Origin of the sequence: Plantactinospora alkalitolerans, from assembly GCF_015690345.1 — a bacterium.
In the GTDB taxonomy this organism is placed as follows: Bacteria; Actinomycetota; Actinomycetes; order Mycobacteriales; family Micromonosporaceae; genus Plantactinospora; species Plantactinospora alkalitolerans.
In genome coordinates this window covers 23,626-41,135 of the sequence record NZ_JADPUN010000251.1, presented here as the reverse complement: position 1 = coordinate 41,135, position 17,510 = coordinate 23,626, and the positions used below count along the sequence as shown (strand labels likewise).

Genomic DNA, 17,510 nt, shown 5'->3' with positions numbered 1-17,510 from the left:
TCGACTTCACCGACCGCAGCCACACCGGCCGGTCCACCGACCGGTCCCGTCCGTAGGTCGCCAACAGGGCCTGCGCCTCGATCGGATCACCCAACCGGGTTCCCGTCCCGTGCGCCTCCACCACATCGACCCCACCGGGCTGCACTCCCGCGGCCGCCAACGCCTGCCGGATCACCCGCTGCTGCGCCGGCCCGTTCGGCGCCGTCAACCCGTTCGAGGCACCGTCCTGGTTCACCGCCGAACCAGAAACCACCGCCAGCACCGGCCGTCCCGCCGCGACCGCGTCCGACAACCGCTGCAACACCAACACACCCACACCCTCGGACCACGCCGTCCCGTCCGCCCCCGCCGCGAACGCCTTACACCGCCCATCAACCGACAACCCACGCTGCCGCGAGAAATCAACAAAAGCCCCCGGCGTGGCCATCACCGTCACCCCACCGGCCAACGCCAACGACGACTCACCCCGCCGCAGACTCTCACACGCCAGATGCACCGCCACCAACGACGACGAACACGCCGTGTCCACCGTCACCGCCGGCCCCTCCAACCCGAAGTGGTACGCCACCCGACCAGACGCGATGCTGCCCGAGGAGCCGGTGGAGAGGAAGCCTTCGACATCGTCGGCGGACTGGCCCGCGAGCGTGACGTAGTCCTGGTACATGACGCCCAGGTAGACACTGGTGTCGCTGCCGCGCAGCGAGTCCGTGGCGAAGCCCGCCCGCTCGAACGCCTCCCACGAGGTCTCCAACAGCAACCGCTGCTGCGGATCCAAGGCGGTCGCCTCGCGCGGACTGATCCCGAAGAACTCCGCGTCGAACAGATCCGCGTCATACAGGAAGCCACCACGACGGACGTACGACGTCCCCCGATGATCCGGATCGTCGTGGAACAGGTTCTCCAGATCCCAACCCCGGTTCGTCGGAAACTCGCTCACCGCGTCCGTGCCGTCGGCCAGCAGGTCCCAAAATCCCTGCGGGTCCGCCACCCCGCCCGGGAACCGACACCCCACACCCACGATCGCGATCGGCTCCGCGCTCGGCGCGGCGACCCGGGCGGCGGCCGGTGCCGGTGCCGGCTCGGCGTGGGTCAGTTCGGCGAGTAGGAAGTCGGCCAGTGCCGCCGGGGTCGGGTGGTCGAAGATCAGGGTGGCCGGCAGCCGGAGCCCGGTCGCCGAGTTGAGCCGGTTCCGCAGTTCCAGCGAGGCCAGCGAGTCCACCCCGAGTTCGTTGAACGGACGGGTTGGCGCTACCGCCGTGATATCGGAGCGGCCGAGCACCTCGGCGGTGCGTCGGCGAACCTCCGTCAGGATGAGGTCGTGTCGCTCCTCGTCCGTGCCTCCGGCGAGCGCCTTCGCCAGGTCGCTGCGCCGCACGGGTGTGCCGGCAGTCGGGGCGACCCGGTGTACCCGGTGCCGGAGCAGTGGGGGCAGATCGTCGAGCGACGAACCCGCCGGTCGCACCAGCGCGGTCCGTTCGAGCAGGACCGTGGTGACGTTCGCCGGTCCAGCCGTCAGGGCGGCGTCGAACATGGCCAGGCCCTGCTGCGCGGGGATCGGTGCGAGTCCCATCCGAAGGATGCGTTGCTGGTCGGCCACGCCGAGGCGGGCGGCCATGCCGTCACCCGTCGCCCACGGACCCCAGGCGAGCGAGGTCGCTGTCAACCCCTGCGTCCAGCGCTGGTGTGCGATGGCGTCGAGGAAGGCGTTGGCGGCGGCGTAGCCGCCCTGGCCGGGCGCTCCGAACACCCCGGCGGCGGAGGAGAACAACACGAACGCTGCCAGGTCGAGATGCCGGGTCAGGCGGTCCAGGTGCCAGCCGGCGTCCACCTTCGACCGAAGCACCCGCTCCAGCGCATCGGTGGTCAGCGTCGTGACCGTCGCGTCCTCGGTGACGCCGGCGGTGTGGACGACGGCGGTCAGCGGCCGGTCCGCCGGAATGGACGACAGCAGCCCGCCGAGCGCCTCGGCGTCGCCCACATCGCACGCCTCGAGCTGGACGCTGGCTCCGGCGGCGGTCAGGGCGGAGACGAGCTGGCCGGCGTCCTCGTCGGCCGTACCGCGGCGGCTCACCAGCAACAGATGCCGGACACCGTACCGGTCGACGAGGTGACGTGCGACGAGCCCGCCCAACGCGCCGGTGCCCCCGGTGACCAGGACCGTTCCGGCCGGATCGAGGGACGGCCCCGCCGGCCGACCGCCGGTGGTCGGCAGGTCGACGAGCCGCGGCTGGTACAGCTGGTCATGGCGCATGGCGAGCTGTGGCTCCCCGGTGGCGATCGCGGTCGCCGTGGCGGTCCCCGGGTCGATCCCCGGTGGGACGTCCAGCAGCACGATGCGACCGGGATGTTCACTCTGCGCCGAGCGGACCAGGCCCCAGACCGCCGCCGCGACCGGGTCGACCGGCTCGGCCTCGTCCACCGCGACCGCGTGGCTGGTCCGGACGACCAGCGGTACCTGGTCATGGTCGCCGTCGAGGGAGGCCCGCAGGACGCCGAGGACCTCGGCCAACCGGCTCCGTACCGCCGTGGGGACCGGCTCGTCGCCACCGGCCACCTCGTACACCTCGTGGTCGACCGGGTCGGTCGTGGCCCGCGCGGTGACGGGAAACCACCGGACGACCCGTGGTGTCACGTCGTCCCCGCTGGGCAACGGCCGGACGGTGAGCGATCGGAGGTCGATCAGCGGGGCGCCGGACGGGTCGGCGATCCGTATCGCGGTCTCGGTGGCGCTCGTGGGTCGCAGTTCCACCCGCAGGGCGGTCGGCGGCTGTCGAGGCGGGTGGTACGTCAGCCCGGTCAGGCTGAAGGGGACCATCGGGTCGGCGTCCGGCAGGTGCGTCAACAGCAGTGGATGCAGGGCCGCGTCGAGCAGGGCCGGATGCATCTCGTACGTCTCGACCGGCGCCCCGTCGGGCAACGCCACCTCGGCGTACTGGTGGTCCGTGTCCGGGTGCCGCCAGACGCCGGTGAGCAGTTGAAATGCCATGCCGTACTGGTAACCGTGGTCGTCCAGCAGCGCGTAGACGCCGTCGGGCTCGACCGGGACGGCGCCCCGTGGCAGCCACTCGTCGGCGGGGTCGGACGCCGTGGTGGCGGTCCGGAGCGTGGCGGTGGCGTGCCGGTTCCACTCGGGATGGGGCACGGCCGTGGTGATTTCCGGCCGGCTGTGCACCGTGACCTGATGATGGTCCGGGTCGACCCGGGTGACCGTCACCTGTAGGTCGACGCCGCCGTCGGTGGGCATCGCGAGTGGCTGCTCGATGACCAGTTCGTCGATGTGGTTGCGGTCGAGCCGCCGGCCGGTGTGCAGGACGAGGTCGACGAACGCGCTCGCGGGGACGATGGCCCGCCCGTCGATGACGTGCTCCCGTAGCCATGGATGCTCGGCGACCGACAGCCGCCCGGAGTGCACGGTCGTCTCGCCGTCCGCCAGGTCCGTCGCGCGGGGCAGAAAGGGGTGGCTACCCGGGGCGGGTGGCGCCGCCTCGGGTACCGGGTGCAGCCAGAGGGATTGGCGGTCGAACGGGTAGACCGGCAGGTCGACCGGTCGCGGGGTGGTGGGATGCGGCCAGGCGGTCTCGTGGCCGTGGGTGTGCAGCGTGGCCAGGGCGGTGAGGAAGCTCTGGGGTTCGGGGTGCTGACCACTGACGGTCGGCAGGATGGCGAGGGTGCCGGCGCGCTCGTCGAGGATGGTGCGGACGAGGGTGCTGAGGACGGGGGCGGGACCGAGTTCGAGGTAGCCGGTGACCTCCTGGTGGTGCAGGTGGCGGACGCCCTGGTGGAAGCGGACGGCCTTGCGCAGGTGCTGGGTCCAGTAGTCGGGCGAGCTGAGTTGCGCGGTGGTGGCCAGGGCGCCGGTCAGGTTGGACACGATGGGGATGCGGGGTGGGTTGAGGGTCACCCGGGCCACCGTGGCGCGGAACTCGGCCAGGGCGCTGTCCATGTGGGGGGAGTGGAAGGCGTGGCTGGCCGCCAGCCGGCGGGTGCGGCGACCCTGTGCCGCGAAGATGTCGGCGATTCGGGTGACCTCGTCGGTGTCGCCGGAGATGACGGTGGAAGAGGGGGCGTTGTACGCGGCGATGGCGACCCGGCGTTCCCGACCGGCCAGCAGGGGCCGTAGCTCCTCGGCGGTGGCCTGGACGCTCATCATGGTGCCGTCGGCCCGGGCGGCCTGCATGAGCCGGGCGCGGGTGGTGACCAGAAGCGCGGCGTCGGAGAGCGAGAGCACCCCTGCGACGTGCGCGGCGCTCAGTTCACCGATGGAGTGGCCGAGCAGGAATTCGGGCCGTACGCCGTGGTGGTGCGCCAGCCGCCACAGGGCGACGTGCAGGGCGAACAGGGCGGGCTGGGCCCACAGGGTCTGGTTCAGCAGCTGGTCGACTCCGGGCCGCTGGCCGAAGACGATGTCCCGCAGTGACTGGTCGGTGTGCGTGTCGAGGGTGGCACACACCTCGTCGAACGCCTGGGCGAACACGGGGAACGTGTCGTACAGCTCCCGTCCCATGCCGAGGCGCTGGCTGCCCTGTCCGGTGAACAGCACGGCCAGCCGGTGCTCACCACGGGCGAGGCCGTGCACGACGTTGTCGGCGTCGCGGCCTTCGGACAGCGCGATCAGGCCCGAGGCCAGTTCGTCCCGGCCGCCGACGACCGCGGCCCGGTACGGCAGCGCGGCGCGGTGGGTCACGAGGGCGTGGGCGACGTCCTCGACCCGGGCCCGGCTGGCCGGGTGGTCCCCGCTGGTGTGGGTAGCCAGCCGGGCGGCGACCGCGCGTAGTCCTTCCTCGCCGCGCGCTGACAGATGCCACACCACGGGTGCCGGTTCCTCGGCCGGGGCCCCGGCGCCGGGCACCGTTTCCGGAGTCGCCTGCGGAGCTGTCGCCGTCGGTGGTGGTTCCTCCAGGATCACGTGCGCGTTCGTGCCCGAGATCCCGTACGAGGACACCGCCGCCCGCCGGATGTGACCGGCGGTCCGGGGCCACGGCACCGGTTCGGTGACCAGCCGTACCCCACCGGCGGTCCAGTCCACGTGCGGGCTCGGCTCGTCCACGTGCAACGTCGCCGGCACCACCTCGGCGTCCAGCGCGCCGATCATCGCGATGATCCCGGCCGCGCCCGCCGCCGCCTGGGTGTGACCGATGTTCGACTTCACCGACCGCAGCCACACCGGCCGGTCCACCGACCGGTCCCGTCCGTAGGTCGCCAACAGGGCCTGCGCCTCGATCGGATCACCCAACCGGGTTCCCGTCCCGTGCGCCTCCACCACATCAACCCCACCGGGCTGCACTCCCGCGGCCGCCAACGCCTGCCGGATCACCCGCTGCTGCGCCGGCCCGTTCGGCGCCGTCAACCCGTTCGAGGCACCGTCCTGGTTCACCGCCGTACCACGAACCACCGCCAGCACCGGCCGTCCCGCCGCGACCGCGTCCGACAACCGTTGCAACACCAACACACCCACACCCTCGGACCACGCCGTTCCGTCCGCTCCCGCCGCGAACGCCTTGCACCGCCCATCGGCCGACAGCCCACGCTGCCGAGAGAACTCCACGAACATCGCGGGCGTGGCCATCACGGTCACCCCACCGGCCAACGCCAACGACGACTCACCCCGCCGCAAGCTGTCACACGCCAGATGCACCGCCACCAACGACGACGAACACGCCGTGTCCACCGTCACCGCCGGCCCCTCCAACCCGAAGTGGTACGCCACCCGACCAGACGCGATGCTGGCGGCGCTGCCGGCGCCGACGTAGCCCTCGAAACCCTCCGGGGGACGGTGCTGGAGGCGACCTCCGTAGTCGTGGTACATGATGCCCAGGTAGACACTGGTGCGGCTGCCGCGCAGCGAGTCCGTGGCGATGCCCGCCCGCTCGAACGCCTCCCACGAGGTTTCCAACAGCAACCGCTGCTGCGGATCCATCGCGGTCGCCTCGCGCGGACTGATCCCGAAGAAATCAGGATCGAACCGGTCCGCGTCGTGCAGGAAGCCACCATGGCGGGTGTACGACGTCCCCTGGTGGTCCGGATCGTCGTGGAACAGGTTCTCCAGATCCCAACCCCGGTTCGTCGGAAACTCGCTCACCGCGTCCGTGCCGTCGGCCAGCAGATCCCACAACCCCTGCGGGTCCACCACCCCGCCCGGGAACCGACACCCCACACCCACGATCGCGATCGGCTCACGCAGGGTGTCCTCCGTGGCCCGCAGCCGTTGCCGGGTCTGGTGCAGCTCGGCGGTGACGCGCTTGAGGTACTCGCGGAGCTTCTCGTCGTCGGCCATCGGGATAGTTCTCCTCTGTGCGATGCCGCCGCCGCCGGGTCACGACGACGTCTTGCAGGGTGTCCGGGAAGGCGGGGCCTTCTCGACTACCTCCTACTCGGGGTTCGGAACGAACGCGGCGGCGACCGCCGCCAGGGGGCGGGCGCTGGCGAGGTCGTACACCGTCGGCCCCACCCAGCCGCTCTGCCCGAGCAGTTCGAGCACCCGTGGGATGTTCAGCACCCGACCACCGGCCCCGATGTAGCTTTGCGACAGATCGACCTCGGGCAGGCCGTTGACGGCCCGGACCGACTCGTACAGCAGATGTTCGATCTCGTGCCGCGGTCGGCGGACGGGGCCGTCCCGCCCGTCACCGCTGAGCGCGGCGTCGACCGCGGTCCAGGCACCGGCGTTCTCCGGGTCGGCCGGTGCCCGCCGGCAGACCACGAACCGGTCGGGACAGCGCACCCGGTCCAGGTCGTACATCCGGCCGAGGAGGTACCCGCGCAGGGCGGCCGGGGTGACTTCCGCGTCGTCGGCGACCACGTAGGCGGTCAGCTCGTTGTCGTGGGCGAACGCCCGCGCCGTTCGGACGCCCGGGAACCTCGCGAGGCAGTCGGCGACGGTCGGCGGATGGACCGGCGTGTGGTCCAGGGTCACGGTGCCGGGGGGATGAGCCGGTGGGGTGTCGAAGCCGGCCAGCGTGGCCACCTCGGCGAGCCGTATCGGCGCATCGCTCTCGGCCTGCTCCACGAGGAGGCGTTCCAGGCCGTGCAGGAACCGCGCGACGTCCTCGCGATCCATCACCGGCGCCCGCACGCTCAGCGTCGTCATCAGGCAGTCCTGCCACTCGTGGACCCGCAGGTACGAGTCGTTCTCGAGCTGGGACCAGGTGACCGGTTCGGCATTCCAGGTGAGCAGCGTGCGGGTGCCACCACGGGACGTGGCGCTGTGCCGGATGTAGTTGAACGCGTTGGTGACCCGCAGGGCCAACCCGCGTTCGGTGCTGTGCCGAGCGACCAGTGCCACCACCTCGTCGTACGACGAGTACGAGTTGGCGAGGGCCTGCCCGGCGCGTTCGGTGGTTCGCTGGACCAGTACGTCGAAGGTGGGGTCGTCGTCGCAGGGCACGTCGACGATGACCGGTTGGAAGAGGCAGGTGAGCAGGTCGCTGTGCTGTCGGGAATCGCGGTTGCCGGCGTAGGTGGTGAAGGAGACGGAGTCGCCTGCCGTGTAGGCGGCCATCAGGGTGACGTAGGCGGCGGTGCAGATCAGGGACGGCCAGGTGTGGTAGCGGGCGGCCAGTTTCTTGGCGGCGGCGAACGCGGCCGGCGACGACAGCGAGGCGCTGTACGCACCGGCCACGTCCGGCCGGCGGCGGCGGCTGAACAGGTCGGCGGGAATCCGTTCGAGCGCGGCGGACCAGTGCGCCATGGCCCGCTCGTGGGTACGCCGTGCCGGGGTGGACGCCTCGTACCTGGCCAGGTCCACCGGATGCTGCCGCACCGGCGGCAGGGTGACCGGCCGTCCGGCCAGCACGGCCGTGTGCAGTTCCCAGAACTCGCGCTTGATCGTCTCAAGGCTCCAGTCGTCGACCGCGACGTGGTTCCCGGTCGCCACCAGCAGCCGGGGCACCGAATCGGAGGTGATGATGCACGCCCGGAACGGGAACTCCTCGTCGAGCCGGAACCGGGTGGTGACCTGCTCGTTGATCACGTCGGCGGGTCGGACCGAGCCGTGGCGGACCTCGCGGACCGTGAGCGGCACCGACATGGGCGGGCTGACCCGTTGCACCGGGCCGTCGGTGCCATCCCAGTGCAGCGTGGTACGCAGCGCCTCGTGCCTGCGGACCAGTGCTTCCACCGCGGTCCGCAGGTTCTCCACGGTCGATCCCGGCGGGGGGTCGTAACTCAGCGAGAGGTTCAGCTCGTGCCGGGAGCCCGGCGGAAGATGGTGGTGGTTCAGCCAGACATACCGTTGGCCCCAGCAGAGGCTGGCGGAGCGTTCGCCGGGCATCGAGTCAGCCACCCCCGCCCGCGGCTGCCAGCCGCCGCGCCAGCAGGCGCACCGTCGCGTCCTCCAGGAGGGCGGTCACCGGCACGGCGAGCTGCAACTCCTTGCGGATCCGGGCGATCAACTCGATCGCCACGATCGAATCGCCACCCAGCCGGTAGAAGTCGTCGTCGACACCTACCCGCTCCAGGCGCAGCACGGCGGCCCAGATGTCGGCGAGGGTGGTCTCCAGGCCCTCGGCCGGGGCGACGTACGCGATGCCGAGCGCCGGACGCGGATCACGCTGACCGCTGCCGGCGTCGTCGACGGGGGCGTCGGCCGCCGACGGACGGATCACCCACTGGTGGAGCCGGTCGGCGAGCGCGCCGGTCGAGATCACCAGTTGGCTGACGTCGTCCCCGGCGGCGACGGCCCGTTCGAACACGTCGACGCCTTCCTCCGGGCTCATCTCGAAGACCGATGTCGCCCCGTGGTCACCACCGGTGCGCCAGGCATCCCAGTCGACGGTCAGCCAGTCGCCGCCACCAACGTCCCGGGCCGCCTGGGCGTAGGCGTCGAGGGCGGCATTGGCCGCCGCGTAGGGACCGAGGGAGATTCCGCCGAGCACCGTGGACAGGGACGACAGGGTGATCCGGCGGCGTACCTGCTCTCCGGCGAGCACCCGTTCGAGAACGTGGAAGCCGTGCACCTTGGCGGCGTAGTGGGCCTGGCTGACCGACCAGTCGACGGCGTGCGCGGGCCCGAAGAAGTCGGAGTGCTGGACCCCGGCGCCGTGGATCACCACGTCGATACCGCCGAACCGCTCCCGAGCGGCGCGTACCACGGCGGCCATGGCCTCCGGATCGGCGACGTCTGCCGACATGGCGAGTACCTCAGCGCCGCGCTCCTCCAGCTCCAGGGCCCGGGCGACGTAGCGCGCCGTCCGGTCGGTCGCCGGGTCGGCCGTCCGCAGATACGCCTGCCACTGGTCGGGCGGCGGGATCGGTGACCGGGTCGTGAGCACCAGGCGGCAGTTCCGGTTCCCGGCGAGGTGCCGGGCGAGGATCAGCCCGACGCTGCCGAGTCCGCCGGTGATGAGCACCGTGGATTCCGCGGTGGTGGTCTCGGCGTCCGAGAGGGGAGCCGCCAGCGGCTGTGCCTCGTAGGCACGCAGCCAGCGCCGCCCGGTCCGCCAGGCGACCGGCCCGGCGTGGGTGGTGACCGCCTCGGTGAGTACCTGCCGGGCCAGCTGGTCGAGGCTTGCCCGGTGCCGTTGGGTCTGGACGTCCACGTCCACATCGACGTGGCGACACCGCAGATCCGGGTTCTCCTGGGCGAGGACCGGGGCCAGTCCGCCGAGGGTGGCGTGTTCCGGATGGCGGAGGTCGGCACCGGAGACCCCGACCGTGCCGTCGGTGAGCAGGACCAGCTCCACCGGCTGCCCGCGCAGGTCGTCGAGCGCGGACGCGAGGGCGAGCACCGAGGCCGAGCCGTGGACCTGCGCGTCGTCGAAGTGTCCGATCGGGTCGTCGGGCCCCCGTGCACCGTCGGGAGCGGCCAGGCTGAAGCCGTGTACGAGGGTCCGTGGCGTGAGAAGCAGCGCACCGAGCACCTGGGCGTAATCCTCCCGGTGGTCGGGTCGGACGGTGAAGTCGCCGGTTTCGGTGCGTGTGAAGCCGGTTCCGGGTCGGACGACGGTGAGGTCGGCACCGATCTCCCGCAGGTGGCCGACCAGAGCCTCACCACCGGCCTCGGCGGCGAGCACCAGCCAGGGGCCGGCCGCCCGCAGCCGGTCGGCCAGGTCGGGTCCGGCCACGCTCTGCCGGCGCCACGAGGGCAGGTACGTCCACCGGGCCGGGTCGCTCGCCTTTCCGCTGGCCTGGGCCGGTCGGCCGGTCGCCGGGGCGGCGTCGACCCAGTACCGGGCCCGCTGGAACGGGTACGTCGGCAGCGGCACCCGGCGCGGCTGGTCGTGCAGCGTCGCCCAGTCGACGACCGCGCCGACCTGCCAGAGCCGCGCCACGGCGGCGAGCAGCCACTGCGTGGCGGTCTGGTCACCGGCGGGGTCGAGGGTCACCTCGACGGGCGCGACCCCGGCCGGTGCCGCGCTCAAGGTGCCGCCGGCAGTGGAACCGGCCACCTGGACCAACCGGACCCGCAGGCGCAGCAGCGCCTCGATGAGCGCGCCGGTCGCGCTCTCGGCCACCGGATCGTCGTCCTGGGCCACCGCGGCCCGCGATCCACCGGGCGTACCGAGCTGCCGTGCGGCCTCGCGCAGCTCCTGCCACCAGGATTCAGGGGCGCTCGCCGGGTCGGGAATGGTCAACGCGATCGGGGCGTCCGCGAGGTCCGACTCACCGATGATCCACCGGCCCGGGTCGGCCAGCGCCAACTCGGCGTCGTCGTAGTCGTCGCACACCACCGCCCAGCGCATGCTGAACGACGTGCGGGACTGTTGCAGCGTGTACGCCACGTCGGCCAGTTCGGCCTCGCGGTGCGACTCCAGATGCCGGCCGAGTCGCTCGACCGCCTCGTAGAGCGCGGTGAGGTCCCGCGCGGAGAGCACCAGCAGGTGCGGACCCGGCTGGGCAGGGCGGGGTTCCCGTACCGGCGCTTCCTCCAGGACCACGTGCGCGTTCGTGCCGCCGAAGCCGAAGGAGCTGACGCCGGCCCGGCGCGGGTGGTCGCCGGCGGGCCACGGCTGGTCCTTCGGCAGGACGACGAACCGGTCTCGGGCGGCGGCGAGGGTGGGGTTGGGCGTCTCGAAGTTCGCGGTGCCGGGCAGCACCTGGTTGCGCAGGGCGAGACTGGCGCGGATCAGACCGGTGACGCCGGAGGCCCGGTCCAGGTGGCCGATGCTCGGCTTCAGCGCACCGAGGACGGTCGGCTGGGCCGGTGGCCGCTGGAACACCCGGCCCAGCGCGGTCAACTCGATCGAGTCGCCGAGTTGGGTGCCGGTGGCGTGGCACTCGACGTAACCGATCGTCTCGGGCTTGACGTCCGCCACGCCGAGAGCCAGTTCGATCACCTCGGACTGTCCGTCGACCCCCGGCGCCGTGTAGCCGGCGCAGGCACGCCCGTCGTTGTTGGTGGCGGAGCCGAGAATGACCGCGTGGATCGGGTCGCCGTCGGCGAGCGCCTCGGTCATCCGCTTGAGCGTCACGACGGCCACCCCGTTGCCCAGGATGGTGCCGTTGGCGCCGGCGTCGAAGCTGCGTACCCGCCCGTCCGGGGTGGTGATGCCGCCCTCCTCGAACCGGTAGCCGGCCGGTTGCGGCAGGTCGACGTACGCCCCGCCAGCCAGCGCGACGTCGCTCTCGAAGTTGAGCAGGCTCTGCACGGCCAGATGCACCGCCACCAACGAGGTCGAGCAGAAGGTCTGGACGGTGATGCTCGGCCCGCGCAGATCGAGCTTGTACGAGACCATCGACGACAGCGAGTCCCGTTCGTTGCCGACCGCCAGCAGCAGTTGCCCGCCGGGCTCGTTCTCCAGCCGGTCGCGTACGTGCAGCAGGTAGTCGGGGAATCCGCAGCCGGCGAAGACGCCCACCTTGTCGGACATCGAGGTCGGCGGATATCCGGCGGACTCCAGTGACTCCCAGGCACACTCCAGGAAGATCCGGTGCTGCGGGTCCATGCTCTCGGCCTCGCGGCGGCTGAAGCCGAACATGGAGGCGTCGAACTGGTCGATGCCGTCGAGCGGGGCCGCCCACCGGACGTAGTTGGGATTCGCCAACTCGGCCGGGCTGACGCCGGCCGTGGTCAGTTCCCCTTCGGTGACCGGCCGCAGGCCGGCGCGGCCGTCCACGAGGTTGGTCCACAACTCGTCGACCCCACCGGCGCCGGGGAACCGGCCCGACATGCCGATGATCGCGACGGCGGAGTCGTAGTCTCTGTCGATCACGCCGGTCTCCCGCCCCGCAGGCTCTCGCGTCGTTTCTGGACCCGGGATCGTTGCTGTTTCGCCCGTTCGGCCGCTTTGCTGTCTGACTCGTCCGCCTCGGTGCCGGACCCGGCCGTCCCGGAGACGGCGCTCACCGCCAGCGCCGCGACGGTGGGGGACTGGTAGAGGATGTGCGCGGGCAACTGTGGCAGTTTCAGTGCCCGCCGGACGGCGTCGACGATGCCGACGCCGATCAGGGACGTGCCACCCAGCTCGAAGAAGTTGTCGTGGATACCGACCTTCTCCAGTCCCAGGGACTCGGCCCAGACGTCGGCGACGGTCTGTTCGGCCGGCGTCCGTGGCGCTGCGTACTGGGTCGAGAGGTCGGGCCGTGGATGGCGATCCACCCCCCGGACCTGCTGTGCGGCATCCTGCATCTGGCTCAGGCTGTAGTCGGCGCTGCGCTCGACCAGGGCGGCGAAGTCCTGGGTGGAGACCACCACGTGGGGGATCGTGCTGTCCAGCACCCGGAGCATGGCCCGCCAGCCCTCGTCGAAGTTGATTCCGAAGTGCGCCCGGTGCCGTTGCAGGAACTCGCGGACCGCCGGTTCGTAGCCGCCCAGCCCGGAGGTCCAGCCGTTCCACAGCCACTCGCCCCAGCCGATCGACACGACCCGGGTCTGCGGCAGGGCGCCGCTCTGGGCGAACGCGTCCAGGAACACGTTGGCCGCGCAGTAGTCGGTCTGCCCGAGGGCGCCGGTCGCCGAGGCGACCGAGGAGAACAGGACGACGAAGTCGACCGCTATCCCGTCGAGCGCGCGGGCCAGCGCGACCGTGCCGGCCACCTTGGGTGCCAGCACCCGGTCCATGTCGGCGTTCGTCTTGAACTGCATCAGACCGACCCCCGGCACACCGGCGGCCTGCAGCACACCGTGCAGGGCACCGAAACGCTCGATGGCGACGTCCACGGCGCGTCGCACGTCGGCCGGGTCGGCGACGTCGCCCGCGACGAGGGCGAACTGCGCGCCGCTGGCCTCCAGCCGGCGTAGACCTTCGATCCGGCGCCGGACCTCGGCGTTCGCCTGCGGATCGGCCAGTACGTCGTCCCACTGGGCCGGCGGCGGTACCGGGGTGCGCCCGAACAACACCAACCGGGCCCCGTGCTGGTCGGCGAGCCGCTCGGCCAGGGCGAGTCCGATGCCGCCGAGCCCTCCGGTGACGAGATAGGTGCCGCCGTGGCGGATGGCCGTCCCGGCGACGCGGTCGGCGGCGACGCCCGCGCTCGCCACGTCGGTGTCCTCGGCGGCCTGCAGGACGTCGTAGGTGGGTACCCAGCGGCGACCGCGGCGTAGCGCCACGATCCGGTCGCTCGGTGCCGCCCGCAGTTCACCGATCAGGTCCATGATCGGCGTCACGGCGTCCTGTGGAAGGTCGATCAGCCGGGCGGTGGCCAGCGGATACTCCACCGGGATCATCCGACAGGGGCCGACCACGGTCGCCCGCGCCGGGTGCAGCAACTCGTCATCGATCCGTTGGGTGCCGGAACTGACCACGTCGAGGGACCACCGGGAGAGCCCGCTCTCCTGCGCCGTCCGGGCGAGCGCGACCAGGGTGTGCAACCCCCGCTGGATGATCGCCGCGATCTCACCTCGGTCCTCGGTCGGCGGTCGCGGCCCGGCCTCGTCGGGCAGCGTCCACAGGTGCAGCACGCGGTCCGGCAGGCCCGCCCCGTCGTGCAGCGCCGCGAACAGGGCCAGGGTGTCATCGGCGCTGCCCGGCCGGATCCGGAATCCGTCGACGCCATCCTCGAAGCCCTCGCCCGGACGGACGAACGTCAACCGGTCGCCACCGGCGGCGAGCGCGTCGGCGAGTGGGCCCACCAGCGCGTCGGCCATACCCACGTCGGTGTAGACCAGCCAGTGGGTGGCGGTGGCCGGGACGGCCGGCCGGGGAGCGGTCTGCCGCCACACCGGAACGTGCAGCCACCGCTCCTCCGGAAGCCGGGGAAGGGAGTCGAGATCGGTCCCGCCGGTGGCCGGCGGAGCCGCGATCCCGGTCTGACCCGCCGGGCGGTTCTCGTCGTACCAGTAGTTCTGCCGCTGGAACGGGTAGGTGGGCAGGTGTAGCCGGCCGGGTTTCCAGCCGCCGGGGGCCGCGCCGTTGTGGTAGGTGTCCCAGTCGACGAGCACACCGGCCAGCCACAACCGGCCCAGCGCGTCAGCCAGGGTGGCGTCCGCAGCAAGGGACTCGGCGGCGGCGGGAAGTGTCGAGACGATCAGCGGCCACCGCTCGATGCCGCAGTTCGGGTGGGTGCGCAGCATCGCGCCGAGCGACTTGCCTGGACCGATCTCCAGGAAGGCGATGTCGGGCAGGTCGAGCGCGGTGCTGAGGCTGTCGGCGAAGCGCACCGTGCCGCACATGTGCCGGGCCCAGTAGCCCGGGTCGGTCACCAGGTCGGCGTCGACCAACTGTCCGTTCAGGTTCGAGACGTACGGGATCGTGGGCGGGTTGAGGGTGATGTGCTGGGCGACCCAGTCGGTCAGGGCGGCAGCCGCCGGCGCCAGCATCCGGGAGTGGAACGCGTGGGTGGTCTGCAGGTTCCGGCAGGCGACTCCGGTGCCGCGCAGCAGGCCGGCGACCTCGGTCACGGCATCGACCGGACCGGCGATGACGATCTGGGCGCCGTTGAGCGCGGCGATGTCGAGGCCGCGCTCGCGCAGGTCGGGCACGCGGTCGTGCAGGTCGTCCGCACTGGACGCCACGGCGAGCATGGCGCCGGCCGGCAGTGCGGCGATGAGCTGCGCCCGGTGGGCCACCAGCCGTAGCGCGTCTGGCAGCGAGAGCACACCGGCCAGGCACGCGGCGACGTACTCGCCGACGCTGTAACCGACCAGCACGCTCGGCGTGACACCCCAGTCCATCAGCGTGCGGGCCAGGGCGTACTCCGCGACGAAGACCGCCGGCTGGGCGATCTCGGTGCGGTCCATCCAGCCCGTCGTGGGCGCGTCGGCCACGCGGCCCATCAGTTGGGCGAGATCCGGTACGTCCGAGGACGCCGCGCCGGACCCGGTCAGGGCGGCGACGACGTCGATGGCCGAGTGCTGGGCCAGTAGCCGCTGGCAGTCGTCAACGTGGGCGCGGAACACGGGTTCGTGGGCGTACAGGTCGGCAACCATGCCGGGGTGGTGCTCGCCCACACCGGCGAGCAGGAAGCCGACGCCCCGGCCCTGTGTCGAGTCGGCGCGGGACAGCAGCCGGTTGGTCGACGCGGTCCCGTCGAGGGTGCCCGCGGCGGCGGCGGTGGAGCCCGCCACGGCCACTCGCCGGTGATCGAAGAGGTCCCGGCCGACCTGGAGGGTGAACGCGACGTCGGCGATCGGAAGTTCGGTGTGCTCGCGCAGGTGTTGTGCCAACCGCGTGCACGACTCCCGGACCGCCTTCTCCGACCGGGCCGACACGGGTAGCACCTGCCAACGCCGGCTGGTGGTCGGGCGGGAAACCGGCAGCGGCGGCTCCTCGATCACGGCGTGGACGTTGGTGCCACCGACGCCGAGGGAGTTGAGCCCGGCGAGGCGGGGGCGGTCGGCCACTCGCGGCCAGGGCCGGTTCTCCGCGCTGACGAAGAACGGGCTGTTGGCGAAGTCGATCTCCGGGTTGGGGCCGGTGTAGTGCAGGGTGGCCGGCAGTTCCTCGTGGCGCATCGATTCGAGGATCTTGATGAGGCCGGTGGCCCCTGCCGCCCGGTCCAGGTGGCCGACGTTGGTCTTCACCGAACCGATGGCGCAGTACTGCCGGCCGGCGTCGGGGCCGTAGGCCCGGGTCAGGGCCGCCACCTCGATGGGGTCGCCCAGTTCGGTGGCCGTGCCGTGCGCCTCGACGTACGAGATGTCCTGTGGGCTGACCTCGGCGTCGACCAGCGCGTCGGCCACCGCCCGTGCCTGGCCGACCACGCTCGGCGCGGTGTAGCTGAACTTTTGGGCGCCGTCGTTGTTCATCGCCGAGCCGCGGATCACGCCGAGGATGGTGTCCCGGTCCTCGATGGCCCGGTTCAGGGGCTTGAGCAGCACGACGGCGGCGCCGTCACCGAACACGCCGCCCTGGGAGTTCTTGTCGAAGGTGCGGACGTGGGCGTCCGGTGACTCCTGGCCGCCCTCCTGGTAGAGGTAGCCGATGCGGTCCGGCACCCGGATGCAGACGCCGCCGGCCAGTGCCATGTCGCACTCGCCCCGGCGCAGGCTCTGGATGGCGAGGTGGACCGCCGAGAGTGACGTCGAACAGAAGGTCTGCACGGCGATGCTGGGTCCGGTCAGGTTGAGCTTGTAGGACACCATGGTGGCCAGGGCGTCCTTGTCATTGCCGATGATGAGCTCGAACGGCGTGATCTCCATCATGCTGGGATGCAGGGCGAACCGGTCGAGCGAGTACGTGCTGAGGTTCGTCCCGCCGAAGACGCCGACCCGGCCGCGCCGGTCGGGTACCGCGTAGCCGGCCACCTCCAGGGTCTCCCAGGCACACTCCAGGAAGACCCGTTGCTGTGGGTCGGCGATCTTGGCCTCGCGGGGGTTGTAGCCGAAGAACTCCGCGTCGAAGCCCCGGATGTCCTTGAGTACCGGTCGGGCCGCCACGTACTGGGGGTCCTTGACCAGCGCCGGGTCGACGCCGGCCGTCAGCAGTTCCTCCTCGGTGAACGTCGTCAGCGACTGGATCCCACCGCTGATGTTGCGCCAGAACTCGGTGACGTCGGACGCTCCCGGGAACCGGCCGGCCATGCCGATGACGGCGATCCGCCGGTCCGGCTCGACGGGCGTCACGGGCCGTACGGTGGCCCGCGTCGGCACGGACGTCTCCGCTCCTGCTGACGTCTCCGCCCCTACTGACGTCTCCGCCTCCATGGTCGGTGGTGTGACGGTCAGCGGGCCACCGTGGTCGAAAGCGTTGGCGCCGTCGACGGACGACCGCGGAGCGGCGGGCTGCGGAGGTCCGGCGGCGTCCTGGTCGGTCCGGGCGGCGTCCTCGGCCAGGGCGGACACCGTGGACCACAGTGATCCCACGGTAGAGAAGGTCTCGACCGTCAGCGCCTCGTCCGGGATGGTCACGCCCAGCGCATCCTCGATCTCTACCAGCAGCGCCACGGTGTTGAGCGAGTCCAGGCCGAGCTCCGCCAGGTCGTCGGAGAGCTGGAGTGGGGTAGGACCCGAGAACGGGAGGTACGCCCTCAGGAGCTCGGTGTATTTGTGGAATGACTGCTCGTTTCCCAACATGGCACCTCGAAGCCGTGAGGAGGGTCCCAGACCCAGAATGTGACGCGCGCTTGGCGCGACGCGGCCCAGTGCGTCGCGGCGGAATTGTCAAAAGTGAAAACGGATCGGCGTCAATCCCAAT

General features: G+C 71.7%; 4 protein-coding genes. All 4 read right to left on the bottom strand.

The window, feature by feature from the left end; genetic code table 11:
- Positions 1–6,274 (bottom strand): SDR family NAD(P)-dependent oxidoreductase (locus I0C86_RS28280; protein ID WP_196204348.1); only part of this gene is annotated, 6,274 nt, incomplete at its 3' end.
- Between the two features lie 93 nt (positions 6,275–6,367).
- Positions 6,368–8,269, bottom strand: a complete 1,902-nt coding sequence (locus tag I0C86_RS28275) for a condensation domain-containing protein (protein ID WP_196204347.1) — start codon at positions 8,267–8,269, stop codon at positions 6,368–6,370.
- 4 nt (positions 8,270–8,273) lie between these two features.
- Positions 8,274–12,149, bottom strand: coding sequence for a type I polyketide synthase (locus I0C86_RS28270; RefSeq protein WP_196204346.1), 3,876 nt, complete (start codon positions 12,147–12,149; stop codon positions 8,274–8,276).
- Positions 12,146–17,389, bottom strand: coding sequence for a type I polyketide synthase (locus I0C86_RS28265; RefSeq protein WP_196204345.1), 5,244 nt, complete (start codon positions 17,387–17,389; stop codon positions 12,146–12,148). The genes I0C86_RS28270 and I0C86_RS28265 overlap by 4 nt, the downstream gene beginning before the upstream one ends.
- Positions 17,390–17,510: the final 121 nt, after the last annotated feature.